A 12,743-nucleotide genomic window follows, 5' to 3' on the forward strand; every position below is an offset into this window, starting at 1 on the left:
CCCCGCGGGGCCGCCGTCAGCCGAAGAACACCCCCACCTCCTCGTAGAGCTTCGGGTCGACCGTCTTCAGCTTGGCGGTGGCCTCCCCGAGGGGGACGCGGACGACGTCGGTGCCGCGCAGGGCGACCATCTTCCCGAAGTCGCCCTCGCGGACGCAGTCGATGGCGTGGAGGCCGAAGCGGGTGGCGAGCCAGCGGTCGAAGGCGCTGGGCGTGCCACCGCGCTGGACGTGTCCGAGGACCGTGGTGCGGGCCTCCTTGCCGGTGCGCTTCTCGACCTCCTTGGCGAGCCACTCGCCGACCCCGGAGAGCCGGACGTGCCCGAAGGAGTCCAGCGACTGGTCCTTGAGCACCATGTCGCCGTCCTTGGGCATGGCGCCCTCGGCGACGACCACGATCGGGGCGTACGACGCCCGGAAGCGGGAGGTCACCCAGTCGCAGACCTGGTCGACGTCGAAGCGCTGCTCGGGGATGAGGATGACGTTGGCGCCGCCGGCCAGGCCCGAGTGCAGGGCGATCCAGCCGGCGTGCCGGCCCATCACCTCGACCACCAGGACCCGCATGTGGGACTCGGCGGTGGTGTGCAGCCGGTCGATGGCCTCGGTGGCGATGTTGACGGCGGTGTCGAAGCCGAAGGTGTAGTCGGTGGCGGACAGGTCGTTGTCGATGGTCTTCGGTACGCCCACGCAGGGCACGCCGTATTCGCCGGACAGGCGGGCCGCGACGCCGAGGGTGTCCTCGCCGCCGATCGCGATCAGGGCCTGGATCTCCTGCTTGGCCAGGTTGTCCTTGATGCGGCGGATGCCGTCCTGCACCTTCAGGGGGTTGGTGCGCGAGGAGCCGAGGATGGTGCCGCCGCGGGGCAGGATGCCGCGCACCGCGGGGATGTCGAGGCGGATGGCGTCTCCTTCGAGGGGACCGCGCCAGCCGTCCTTGAAGCCGACGAAGTCATAGCCGTACTCCTGCACGCCCTTGCGGACGATGCCCCGGATGACGGCGTTGAGCCCGGGGCAGTCGCCGCCTCCGGTCAGTACTCCGACCCGCATGGAAATGTCCCTTCACCGCGCTTGCCTGACGACCGGTCACGCTAATGGTGATTCAGGTCACATCGGGATAGGGCGGAAGGGTGATTCCGGTGCGTGGCGTCGGAAACCGGCCTACTCGTCGTCGAGTCCGCGTTCTATCGCGTACCGGACCAGCTCCACCCTGTTGTGCAGCTGGAGCTTGCCGAGGGTGTTCTGGACGTGGTTCTGCACCGTGCGGTGGGAGATGACGAGGCGTTCGGCGATCTGCTTGTAGCTCAGGCCCTTCGCCACCAGCCGCAGCACCTCCGTCTCCCGGTCCGTCAGCCGGGGCGCGCCGGGCTCCTCGGCGTCCGGGGCGGGCACGGGCTCGGCGGCCAGCCGGCGGTACTCGCCGAGGACCAGGCCGGCGAGGCCCGGTGTGAACACCGGGTCGCCGACGGCGGTACGGCGCACCGCGTCCAGCAGTTCCTCGGTGGAGGCCGACTTCAGCAGATAGCCGGTCGCGCCGGACTTCACGGCCTCCAGCACGTCCGCGTGCTCGCCGCTCGCCGACAGGACGAGGACCCGCAACGCCGGGTTGTGGCCGACGAGTTCCTTGCACACCTGGACGCCGGGCTTGGCGGGCAGGTTGAGGTCCAGCACGAGGACGTCGGGGGCGGCGGCCCTGGCGCGGCGGACCGCCTGCTCGCCGTCGCCGGCGGTGGCGACCACCGCGAAGCCGGACTCGGCCAGGTCGCGGGCGACCGCGTCCCGCCACATGGGGTGGTCGTCCACCACCATGACCTTGATCGGGTCCTGCTGCTGCGTCATCGCTGTTCCGCCTTCTTCCCCCGCGCCCGCACGGCGCCCTTCGGTACCTTCAGTTCCACTTCCGTGCCCTGTCCGGGGACGGAGACGATCTCGGCGCTGCCGCCGAGGTCGCGCAGCCGGCCCCGGATCGACAGGGCCACTCCGAGCCGGCCCTCCCCCTCGGCCTGCGCGAGCCGGCCCTCGGGGATGCCGGGGCCGTCGTCCCGGACGGTGACGACGATCTCGTCCGGTTCGTCCTCGACCAGGATCCAGGCGCGCGCGTCCTCCCCGACGTGCCGGCGCACGTTGTCCAGGGCGGCGCCGACCGCGGCGGCCACCTCGCGGGCCGCGGCCGGCGGCAGCAGCACCGGGGCGCCGGGCTCGGCGAGGCTGACCCGGGCGCGGGCGTAGCCGGCCAGCAGGGAGCGCAGGTCGACCGGGCCGGCCGGTGCGTCCTCGTCCGGCCGCCCGACGGCGCGTACGACGGCTCCGGCGGGCGCGTCCTCCGCGGCCCGGGACACCGGGACCAGGCCGCCCGACACCAGCGTGCGCAGGGCCACCTCCTGCTCCCCGGCCAGCCGGCCCAGCTCGGCCGCCTCCCCGCCGAGGGCCGCGCCCCGGCGCTTCACCATCGCCAGCACCTGCAGCACGCTGTCGTGGATGTCCCGGGCCAGCCGCTCCCGCTCCCGGGTCGCGGCCTCGATCTCCAGCGCGCGGGCGAGGGTGCGCTCGGAGGCGCGGGCCACCTCCACGACGTAGCCGATGGCGATGGAGGCCACCCAGACGAGGATGACGTTGTGCACGGTGTCCCGGGCGGGATGGCCGCGCTCGACCAGGTTGACGGCGGCGACGGCCGTGGAGGCGACGGCCGCCCAGCGCCAGCCGCCCTTGATGGCGAAGGCCAGCACCGCGCCGGCGGTCCATATCGACGGCAGCGTGGGGCCGCCGCCCGCGATCCGCTCGTGGCTGTCGGCGACGGGGGTGAGCAGGATGCCGACGAGGGCGACGGTCAGGTCGGCGGCCAGGAAGCGCCGGGTGCAGGCGGCCGCGCTCGCCACCTTGGGCAGGGTCGCGAGGGTCCACACGGCCAGGACGGCGTAGTAGGCGACGGCGACCCAGGGCCGCACGAAGTGGTCGTACGCGGTGGCGCACAGGCCGATCGCGTACAGCATGGTCAGGACGCGGTATCCGGCGAGCGCGCGCCACAGCGGCAGCTCGACCGACATTCTCATGACGCCGCGTTCTTCGGTTCGTCCGCGCTCGCGCTCGGGCATCTCCCCCGGTCCCCCCGGTTTCCCCGTGTCCCCCGGTCTACGACTCGTCCTGCTGCTTCCCGGCCTTCTCGGCCTTCCCGTTCTTCTCGGCCTTCTCGGCCCTCTCGGCTTCCTTGGCCGCCTTCGCCGCCTCCGCTATCCGGCGCTTGGCTGCGGTGGCGTACATGTCGACGTACTCCTGGCCGGAGAGCTTCATGATCTCGTACATGACCTCGTCGGTCAGGGCGCGCAGCACGAACCGGTCGTGCTCCATGCCCTGGTAGCGGCTGAAGTCCATGGGCTTGCCGATGCGGATGCCGGGCCGCATCAGCTTCGGCACGACCTTGCCGGGCGGCTGGATCTTCTCCGTGTCGATCATGGCGACCGGGATGACCGGCGCGCCGGTGGCGAGCGCCACGCGCGCGAGGCCGCCGGGCTTGCCCCGGTAGAGCCGTCCGTCCGGCGAGCGGGTGCCCTCCGGGTAGATGCCGAACAACTCGCCGCGCTCCAGCACCTCGATGCCGCTCCGGATCGCCGCCTCACCGGCGCCGCGCGCCCCGGAGCGGTCCACCGGCAGCTGGCCGACGCCCTTGAAGAAGGCCGCGGTGAGGCGGCCCTTCACGCCCGGGGTGGTGAAGTACTCGGCCTTGGCGATGAAGGTGACCTTGCGGTCCAGCACGGCCGGCAGGAAGAACGAGTCCGAGAAGGACAGGTGATTGCTGGCCAGGATGGCCGGGCCCGTGGCCGGGATGTTCTCCAGGCCCTCCACCCAAGGCCTGAAGGCGACCTTCAGCGGCCCTCCGATGGCGACCTTCATCGTGCCGTACAACACCCGTGTGCCTCCTGGTTCCGTCGGAGAGACCTTAACCCGGAGCGCCGACAATGGGCCCGACGACCCTGGTCGGTGTCCGTGCGGTCGCGTACGGTGAAGCACATGCCAGTTCTCCCCGGAGCCGAGCCGTACCGCCACGAGGGCGGGGAGGTGGGGGTTCTCCTCTGCCACGGCTTCACCGGCTCGCCCCAGTCGCTGCGCCCCTGGGCGGAGCACCACGCGGCCCGCGGCCTGACCGTGTCCCTGCCGCTGCTGCCCGGCCACGGCACCCGCTGGGAGGACATGCAGCTCACCACCTGGCAGGACTGGTACGCGGAGGTGGACCGCGAGCTGCGCCTCCTCCGCGAGCGCTGTTCCCGGGTCTTCGTCGCGGGCCTGTCGATGGGCGGGGCGCTGGCGCTCCGGCTCGCCGCCCGGCACGGCGAGCGGATCGCGGGCGCGGTGGTCGTCAACCCGGCGAACCGGCTGCACGGCCTGTCGGCGTACGCCCTTCCGGTGGCCCGGCACCTCGTGCGGACGACGAAGGGCATCGCCAGCGACATCGCCGAGCCGGGCGTGGCGGAGCTCGGGTACGACCGGGTGCCGCTGCACGCGGCGCACTCGCTGCGGAGGTTCCTGCGCCGGCTGGACGGCGAGCTTCCCCAGGTCACGCAGCCGTTGCTGCTGCTGCGCAGCGCCCGGGACCATGTCGTGCCGGCGGCCGACTCGGCGCGGGTGCTGAGCCGGGTGTCGTCGACGGACGTCACGGAGATCGTGCTGGAACACAGCTACCACGTGGCGACGTTGGACAAGGATGCGGACCGGGTCTTCGAGGAGAGCCTCGCCTTCATCGGCCGGCTCGCACCCGTCGTCGGCAAGGAAGGGACGGCCGCAGTTGGCTGAGCACGACTCCGACCGTGAGGACCGCGAGGACCGCGAGAACCAGGGCGGCCACGAGGACCAGGGCGGCCACGAGGCCCGCGAGCCGGGCGGGCAGGAGGTGCCGTTCGACGAGGACGCCGCCTGGCGGGCCATCGTCGCCGGGTACGGCGAGGAGCCGCCGGATCCTCCGGGAGCCCGGCCGTTCAAGCCGGTGGAGGACCTCGCCCTGCTGGAGAAGAACACGGCGAAGAACCCCGTGGTGAACCCGGCGGTGAACCCGGCGTCGAATCCCGCGGTCGACCAGGCGGCCCGTCCGGCCGAGGACCCGGTGAGGGACACGGCGAAGGACCCGGTGAGGGACACGGCGAAGGACGCGGGGAGCGAACCCGGGGGCGACGCGGGGAACTCCGCCGCCCGGCCGCTGGGCGGCTCGGTGTCCTTCGCGCCCGGGGTCGGCCCCCGCGACTACCGCGTGGCCGAGCCGTCCGACGACGACTTCGACGAGGACGACGAGGGCCACTTCGTCCCGCCGGAGCCGCCGCCGCTGCCCACCGCCGACACGACCGCCAGGTTCGCCTGGCTCGGCGTGGTCGGCGGTCCCGTCCTGCTCCTGCTGGCGGTGCTGCTCGGCTGGGACATGACCTGGTGGCTGGCGACCCTGGGCATCGGCGGCTTCCTCGGCGGCTTCGTGACGCTGGTGGCGCGGATGCGGACGGACGACGAGGACGACGACGACCCCGGACGCGGAGCGGTGGTCTGACCGGCCGGCGCGGTCGGCTCAGGCCGGGATTCTGAGGGCGGCGAGGACCGGGAGGTGGTCCGTGGCCGCCCTCAGGTCTGCCGGGCGCACCCCCGGCTGCCCCACCGGCACGCCGCAGCCCAGCACCTCGATGCCCCGGGTGGCGAAGATCGCGTCGATGCGCTGGTGGGGGTCGGCGGGGGTGGAGGTGAACTCGCCGCCCCAGGGTGCGGTGGCACGGCAGTCCTGCAGGGTCTCGGCGAGCCGGCGGAAGGTGCGGCCGTCGGGGCGTTCGTTGAGGTCGCCGCCCGCGACGGCGTGCTCCACGCCGAGTCCGGCGAGCCGGTCGAGGAGCATCCCGCCCTGGTCGTGGCGCTCGTCCCGCTGGAGGGAGAGGTGGCAGCTGAGCACGCCGAGGCGGGCGCCGCCGAAGCGGACCACCGCGGTGGCGAAGCCGCGCCGGTGGAGGCCCGGCGTGAGGGGCAGGAGGACGTCCTCGGTGCGCTCGACGGTGGCGCGCAGACCGCACAGGATCGCCGGGCCCGCGGCCGTGGCGCCCCCGGTGAGGACGACCTGTCCGGAGGCCGCCGCGAGCCGGGCGAGCTTCTTGCGCCAGCGGAAGAAGCGGGGGGCCTCCTGGAGGAGGACCAGGTCCGGGGCGCAGGCGGTGATCACTCTGGCCAGGGCGGCGGTGTCGTCGCGCATCGAGCGGATGTTGTAGCTCAGGACGCGGATGACGGCGGAACCGTCGGGTTCCGTGCGGGAGTTGGGGAGCAGCTCCATGTGGATCAATGTACGCCCGATGGAGCGGGGCGCGAGGCGTGGTGCGGCCCCGCGCCCCTGGGAGGGACAGTCGCCGTCACATGACGGGGTCGGGCTCCCGGGCCAGGTCGGCCGCGCCGACGAGTCCGGCCTTGTTGCCCAGCTGCGCCGCGATCACGTCGGCCACCGGGCGCCAGTTGCCGCCGACCAGCCAGCGCTTGTAGGACTTGCGGATCGGGTCGAGGACCAGGTCGCCTTCGTCGGAGAGGCCGCCGCCGACGATGAACGCGGACGGGTCGAAGAGGGAGGCGAGGTCGGCGAGGCCGGCGCCGGCCCAGCGGGCCAGCTCGCGGTAGGAGTCCACGGCGACCGGGTCGCCCTGGCGGGCGGCCATGGAGATGTGCTTGCCCTCGATGCCGTCGGGGCTGCCGTCACCGAGTGCCAGCAGGACCTCGGCCCGCTCGGGGGTGGCGTTGGCGCGCTGCTTGGCGTACCGGACCAGGGCGCGGCCGGAGGCGTACTGCTCCCAGCAGCCCTGCGAGCCGCAGCCGCAGAGCAGGCCGTCCGGGACCATCCGGATGTGGCCGAACTCGGCGGCCACGCCGAAGTGGCCGCGGCGCAGCTTGTTGCCGATGATGATGCCGCCGCCGAGGCCGGTGCCGAGCGTGATGCAGATGACGTTGCGGTGGCCCTTGCCCGCGCCGAACCTGTACTCGCCCCAGGCGGCGGCGTTGGCGTCGTTCTCGACCACGACCGGGAGGCCCGTGCGGGCCTCGACCTTCTCCTTGAGCGGCTCGTTGCGCCAGTCGATGTTCGGCGCGAAGTACACCGTGGACCGCTGCCGGTTGACGTAACCGGCCGCGCCGATGCCCACGCCGACGATCTCGTGCCCGGCACGCGCACCCTCCACCGCCGAGGCGATGGCGTCCACGATGGCCTCGGGCGTGGTGGGGGTCGGCACCTTGAAGGTCGAGAGGATGTTGCCTTCCTCGTCGACCACGCCGGCCGCGATCTTCGTGCCGCCGATGTCGACGCCGATGGTGAGTCCCATGAATCCCTCAGTTTCGGTCGAGCCCCGCTACGGCCAACCGTACCCGAGGCCCTGCCGTGCGAGGGCTTCAGTCCAGGTCGATGCGTTCCCCCGGGCCGGTGCCCTCGCCTCCGTCGCGCCGGTCCGGCCGGTCGTCCGCGGGGCCGGCCGCCGGGTCGGCGGTCCGGGAGGTCCAGCGGTGCTCCTGGGCCTGGACGGCGGAGCGGTAGGCGGCGAGCAGCTCGCCGCCGGCCGCGGCCAGGTGGTCGAAGACGTCCGGGTTGCGGTCTATGACGGGCTCGACGGCCGCCTTCGCCTGCTGGACGACCTGCCGCACCATCTGCTGGGCGGCGGGCCCGGCGAGGCCGCCGAGGAGCGGTGACGGGAGGCCGGACAGCCTGTCGGCCACCGCGTCCACGAGTTTCCTCAGTTCCTCGGCCGCGGAGCCGGGGGGCGGGCCGTGCTCGGTGCGGCGACGGGTCCGCTCAGCGTCGAGGTCCTCGGCGCAGGCCGTGGACCAGGCGTCGGCGTCGGTCGCCCTGGCCGGCTCCTCCTCGCGGGGATCGGGTGCGGGGCGCTCTTCGCTCATGGCGGCTCCTGACTACGGTTCGCCCTTACGACGTTACCCGAACGGCGTGTCCCCTTCACCGTCCCCGGGCGGGCCACAGCTCGGGGTCCGGGGCGAAGCGGATGCGCAGCTCGCCGTCCTGGAGTCCGGCTCCGGCGACGGTGCAGCGGCGCAGGGCGGAGGGCAGCGGAACGATCCGGCGGAAGGGGCCCGCGGTGACGAGGAGTTCGTCGCCGCGCCGGACGAGGTCGAGCTCGTCCCGTATCGCGCCGGGCAGCGGGAGGTGCCAGACGAGCACGCCGTCCTCGGTGATCCGGTCGGTGACGGGCCACTCGACCGGGGTCGTCGCCGGGTTGACGGCGGGTACGGCGAGGGCGGTGAGGTCGTCGGGGCCGTGCGGGTCGCGGCCGAGGTGCGGGACGGGGTGGACGTCGTACGGCTCCTGCCAGTCGGCGAGTGTCTTGCGCTGCTGGGCGAGGAGCGACAGGAGGGGGGCGAGGCCCGGTGAGGGGTGGCCGTCGGACGACGGGCCGGGGAGCCAGGCGTCCGGGGCGGTCTCGGGCAGGGTGCGGTTGGCGATCAGGGCCTCGGTGGGCAGGCCGCGCAGGGCCAGGCCCAGGGTGGCGGCGCGGACGGCGGCGGCGCCGGCCGGGCCGGGTTCGGCGACCAGGCGCACGGCGGTGTCCGGGGCGGTGAGGACGGCGTCGACGGCGGCCAGCTCGACGTCCCAGCGGGCCGCCGTCTCGTACAGCCAGTCGGCGGGCATGGGCACGCCGGCCAGCCGGCCGAGGACCGGGCGCAGGGCGCGGGCGGCCTGCCGCTCGGGCGGGAGCAGACGGCGCAGGTAGCGGCGCAGTTCCTCGGGCAGGCCGAGCAGGGCGAGGGCCTGCGGCAGGGGCGGGAGGTCGACGACGAGGAGGTCGTAGCGCTCGGAGAGGGCCGCGTCCCGCAGGGCGCGCAGGAAGGACAGTTCCTCGGCGCCGGGCAGCGGGGTGACCTCCTCGGCGTCCAGGCGGGCGGCACCGAGCAGGTCGAGGACGTTCGCGGCGCGGCTCTGGAAGGCGGTGAGGTCCTGCCGGAAGCGTTCGGCGGCATCGGGCCGCCAGGCGGTGAGGTGCCCGGTGACCTCGGTGGGGGCCGGTCCTGTCGCGGTGCCCAGGGCCGCGCCGAGGGTGTCGGTGCGGTCGGCGCCGAGCAGGAGGGTACGGGTGCCGTCGGCCGCGGCGCGCAGTGCGGTGGCGGCGGCGACGGTCGTACGCCCGCTACCGCCCGGGCCCGTGATCAGGATGGTGCGCATGAGGGTGAACGCTACCGCCGAGCACGGGAATCAGTCGGAGCCCTTACTCCTGGCCCGGCTCCGTCACCTGCTCCTGGCCCGACTCCTTCGCCGGCTCCTGCTCCGGCTCCGGTCCCGACTCCACCCGCTTCTTCAGGCCCGCCAGCGCCCGGTCGATGATGACCTTCTCCGCCTTGCGCTTGATCATGCCGAGCATGGGGATCTTGACGTCGACGGTGAGCTGGTAGGTGACCTCGGTCGCGCCCGCGCCCGCCGGCCTCAGCGCGTAGGAGCCGTCGAGGGAGCGGAGCATCTGGGACTTCACCAGGGTCCAGGAGACCTTGTCCGCGCCGGTCCAGGTGTAGGCGAGGGTCTGGTCGTCCTTGATGGCACCGGCGTCCATGACGAGGCGCACCTGCTCGGCGCGGCCCTGCGCGTCGGTGGCGAGGACCTCCGCCTCCTTCACCTCTCCGGTCCAGTCCGGGTAGCGGGCGAAGTCGGCGATGACCGCCATGACGTCGGCCGGAGCCGCCTCGATCGTGATGCTCGAACTGGTGTGTTCCGCCATCGCCGTGGCTCCTCCAGATGCGGGCCGGTGGGAGAGATCCGCGTGCGCCGGTCTGCGCACGTGTGTGCAGCGTGAAGGCTACCGCGCCGTCGGCCCGCCGCCTTCACCGCGCCCGCCGGGCCTCACCACTCCAGCACCCAGGGCGTGCCGGTCCCGGCGAAGTGCCCCACGTTCACGCACTCGGTGGCGCCGATCCGCATCCGGCGCGCCAGCGGCTGGTGGACGTGTCCGAACAGCGCGTACCGCGGTCGGGTGCGGCGGATGGCCTCCAGCAGGGCCCGGCTGCCCCGCTCGAAGCGGCGGGCCACGGTGTCGTAGACCAGCTCGGGCACCTCCGGCGGGATGTGGGTGCACAGCACGTCGACCTCGCCGACGGCCTCGATCTTCGCCGCGTACTCCTCGTCGCCGATCTCGAAGGGCGTGCGCATCGGGGTGCGCAGTCCGCCGCCGACGAAGCCGAAGACACGGCCGCCGATCTCCACCCGCTGGCCGTCGAGGACGGTGGTGCCGGGCCGGACGTACTCGGGCCACAACCGCGGCAGGTCGACGTTGCCGTAGGTGGCGTACGTCGGCGTGGGGAACGCGGCGAAGAGCTCGGCATACTGCTTGCGCACGGCCGACTCGATGGCGGTGGCCCGGTCGGCGCCGATGCCGGCCCACAGCCGGGCGCCGAACGCGCGGGCCTCCTCGAAGCGGCGGGCGGTGCGCAGTTCCACGATGCGGTCGGCGTTCTCCGTGCCGAACAGGTCCGGGAAGATGCCGCGCGAGTGGTCGGCGTAGTCGAGGAAGAGGACGAGGTCGCCGAGGCAGATCAGGGCGTCCGCGCCGTCGCCGGCCCGGGCCAGGTCACGGGCGTTGCCGTGCACGTCGCTGACCACGTGGACGCGGGTCCGTCGGTCGCCGGTGCGTGTGGAAGCCATGGCGATCAAGCGTAGGCGGAGGGGCGCACCTGTGAACAGTGCCGGTCCAACCTGCGGTTACTCGCCGGTCGGTTCGGCCGTGGACTACTGTGCGCGAAGGAACGCCCACGTGTGTGACGCAGCGAACATCTCGCCGGGACCCCCTGTCGTAGACGCCATACCGGCGGGTAACGTCCGGGCAGTCCAGCGTGCTCTGGTTTTCAACATGTGAATTCTCAGCCGAATCGCCATGCTGATCCGGAGCACTCGCCCGAGCCTTGGACCGCACCGTCGCATCGCACAACGTCGTGGCGCCGGCGCCCTAAGAGGAGCAGCAGTCTTGCGCGAGTTCAGCCTTCCGGCTTTGTACGAGGTCCCTGCGGACGGCAATCTGACCGACATCGTCCGCAGAAACGCCGCGCAGCATCCCGACGTCGCCGTCATCGCCCGCAAGGTGGCCGGTGCCTGGCAGGACGTGTCGGCGCGGGAGTTCCTGGCCGAGGTGCACGCCGCCGCCAAGGGCCTCATCGCCTCCGGCGTGCAGCCGGGCGACCGGGTGGGCCTGATGTCCCGCACGCGGTACGAGTGGACGCTGCTCGACTTCGCCATCTGGAGCGCGGGCGCGATCACCGTGCCGGTGTACGAGACCAGCTCGCCGGAGCAGGTGCAGTGGATCCTCGGCGACTCGGGCGCGACGGCCTGCGTCACCGAGCTGGCGGGCCACACGGCCGCCGTCGAGTCGGTCCGCGACCGGCTGCCCGCGCTCAAGCACGTCTGGCAGATCGAGGCCGGCGGCGTGGAGGAGCTGGGGCGCCTCGGGCAGGACATCAGCGACGCGGCGGTGGAGGAGCGCAGCTCGCTCGCCCGGGCCGACGACCCGGCGACCATCGTCTACACGAGCGGCACCACCGGGCGTCCCAAGGGCTGCGTGCTCACCCACCGCAGCTTCTTCGCCGAGTGCGGGAACGTCGTGGAGCGGCTGCGTCCGCTGTTCCGCACCGGGGAGTGCTCGGTCCTGCTCTTCCTTCCGCTCGCGCACGTCTTCGGGCGGCTGGTGCAGGTGGCGCCGATGATGGCGCCGATCAAGCTGGGCTGCGTCCCGGACATCAAGAACCTCACCGACGAACTGGCCGCGTTCCGGCCGACGCTGATCCTCGGTGTGCCGCGGGTCTTCGAGAAGGTCTACAACTCGGCGCGGGCCAAGGCGCAGGCCGACGGCAAGGGCGCGATCTTCGACAAGGCGGCGGACACCGCGATCGCCTACAGCAAGGCGCTGGACAGCCCGTCGGGCCCGTCCTTCGGTCTGAAGCTCAAGCACAAGGTGTTCGACAAGCTGGTCTATTCCAAGCTGCGCGCGGTGCTGGGCGGCCGGGGCGAGTACGCCATCTCCGGCGGTGCCCCGCTGGGCGAGCGGCTCGGGCACTTCTTCCGGGGCATCGGCTTCTCGGTGCTGGAGGGCTACGGCCTGACCGAGTCCTGTGCGGCGACCGCGTTCAACCCCTGGGACCGGCAGAAGATCGGCACGGTCGGCCAGCCGCTGCCCGGCTCGGTGGTCCGCATCGCCGACGACGGCGAGGTGCTGCTGCACGGCGAGCACCTGTTCAAGGAGTACTGGAACAATCCGGGCGCGACCGCGGAGGCGCTGGCCGACGGCTGGTTCCACACCGGCGACATCGGCACCCTGGACGAGGACGGTTACCTGCGGATCACCGGCCGGAAGAAGGAGATCATCGTCACGGCGGGCGGCAAGAACGTCGCCCCGGCCGTGATCGAGGACCGGATCCGGGCGCACGCGCTGGTCGCGGAGTGCATGGTGGTGGGCGACGGGCGGCCGTTCGTGGGCGCGCTGGTCACCGTCGACGAGGAGTTCCTGGGCCGCTGGGCCGCCGAGCACGGCAAGCCGGCGGGCTCCACCGCGGCGTCGCTGAAGGACGACCCGGATCTGAACGCCGCGATCCAGTCGGCCGTGGACGACGGCAACGCCGCGGTGTCGAAGGCGGAATCGGTGCGGAAGTTCCGCATTCTGTCCTCCCAGTTCACGGAGGAGTCGGGCCACCTCACCCCGTCGCTGAAGCTGAAGCGGAACGTGGTGGCGAAGGACTACGCGGACGAGATCGAGGCGATCTACGCCAAGTGATCCGG

The 12,743-nt window shown here is 72.9% G+C and carries 13 protein-coding genes; 3 read left to right on the forward strand and 10 right to left on the reverse strand.

The window, feature by feature from the left end:
- Nucleotides 1-16: 16 nt before the first annotated feature.
- From ACZ4VF_RS09640 to ACZ4VF_RS09655, 4 genes are all read right to left on the reverse strand, one after another.
- Nucleotides 17-1,045: a 6-phosphofructokinase gene (locus ACZ4VF_RS09640; RefSeq protein WP_467924414.1), complete on the reverse strand. Its 1,029-nt coding sequence runs from the start codon at nt 1,043-1,045 to the stop codon at nt 17-19.
- 111 nt (nt 1,046-1,156) lie between these two features.
- Nucleotides 1,157-1,834, reverse strand: a complete 678-nt coding sequence (locus ACZ4VF_RS09645) for a response regulator (protein ID WP_467924416.1) — start codon at nt 1,832-1,834, stop codon at nt 1,157-1,159.
- Nucleotides 1,831-3,087, reverse strand: a complete 1,257-nt coding sequence (gene macS / locus ACZ4VF_RS09650; RefSeq protein ID WP_467924418.1) for a MacS family sensor histidine kinase — start codon at nt 3,085-3,087, stop codon at nt 1,831-1,833. Before macS ends, ACZ4VF_RS09645 begins: the two co-directional genes overlap by 4 nt.
- Before the next feature lie 37 nt (nt 3,088-3,124).
- The gene (locus ACZ4VF_RS09655; RefSeq protein ID WP_467925589.1) at nt 3,125-3,895 is read right to left on the reverse strand and encodes a lysophospholipid acyltransferase family protein; all 771 of its coding nucleotides are present in this window, start codon (nt 3,893-3,895) and stop codon (nt 3,125-3,127) included.
- 105 nt (nt 3,896-4,000) lie between these two features.
- Here ACZ4VF_RS09655 and ACZ4VF_RS09660 point away from each other — a divergent pair, with 105 nt between their 5' ends.
- Nucleotides 4,001-4,780, forward strand: a complete 780-nt coding sequence (locus ACZ4VF_RS09660; protein ID WP_467924420.1) for an alpha/beta hydrolase — start codon at nt 4,001-4,003, stop codon at nt 4,778-4,780.
- Entirely contained in the window at nt 4,773-5,519 is a 747-nt protein-coding gene (locus ACZ4VF_RS09665; protein WP_467924422.1) for a hypothetical protein, read from the forward strand. The genes ACZ4VF_RS09660 and ACZ4VF_RS09665 overlap by 8 nt, the downstream gene beginning before the upstream one ends.
- Nucleotides 5,520-5,537: 18 nt before the next feature.
- On the opposite strand, the gene ACZ4VF_RS09670 is transcribed toward ACZ4VF_RS09665, so the two are convergent.
- The 6 genes from ACZ4VF_RS09670 to ACZ4VF_RS09695 form a co-directional block, all read right to left on the reverse strand.
- Nucleotides 5,538-6,281 carry an endonuclease/exonuclease/phosphatase family protein gene (locus ACZ4VF_RS09670; protein ID WP_467924424.1) on the reverse strand — a complete coding sequence of 248 codons (744 nt, stop codon included), beginning with the start codon at nt 6,279-6,281 and terminating at the stop codon, nt 5,538-5,540.
- A gap of 76 nt (nt 6,282-6,357) precedes the next feature.
- Entirely contained in the window at nt 6,358-7,311 is a 954-nt protein-coding gene (locus tag ACZ4VF_RS09675) for an ROK family glucokinase (protein WP_467924426.1), read from the reverse strand.
- Between the two features lie 67 nt (nt 7,312-7,378).
- Nucleotides 7,379-7,879, reverse strand: coding sequence for a DUF5304 domain-containing protein (locus ACZ4VF_RS09680; protein ID WP_467924428.1), 501 nt, complete (start codon nt 7,877-7,879; stop codon nt 7,379-7,381).
- Nucleotides 7,880-7,934: 55 nt separating this feature from the next.
- On the reverse strand, nt 7,935-9,155 hold the full coding sequence (locus ACZ4VF_RS09685) for an ArsA family ATPase (protein ID WP_467924430.1): 1,221 nt from the start codon (nt 9,153-9,155) through the stop codon (nt 7,935-7,937).
- A gap of 43 nt (nt 9,156-9,198) precedes the next feature.
- Nucleotides 9,199-9,702, reverse strand: a complete 504-nt coding sequence (locus ACZ4VF_RS09690; protein WP_467924433.1) for an SRPBCC family protein — start codon at nt 9,700-9,702, stop codon at nt 9,199-9,201.
- A gap of 122 nt (nt 9,703-9,824) precedes the next feature.
- Nucleotides 9,825-10,622: a metallophosphoesterase family protein gene (locus ACZ4VF_RS09695; RefSeq protein WP_467924435.1), complete on the reverse strand. Its 798-nt coding sequence runs from the start codon at nt 10,620-10,622 to the stop codon at nt 9,825-9,827.
- A 319-nt stretch (nt 10,623-10,941) separates the two neighbouring features.
- On the opposite strand from ACZ4VF_RS09695, the gene ACZ4VF_RS09700 reads away from it, so the two are divergent.
- On the forward strand, nt 10,942-12,738 hold the full coding sequence (locus ACZ4VF_RS09700) for an AMP-dependent synthetase/ligase (protein ID WP_467924437.1): 1,797 nt from the start codon (nt 10,942-10,944) through the stop codon (nt 12,736-12,738).
- Nucleotides 12,739-12,743 lie beyond the last annotated feature (5 nt).

The organism is Streptomyces sp. NPDC029151 (assembly GCF_055564315.1).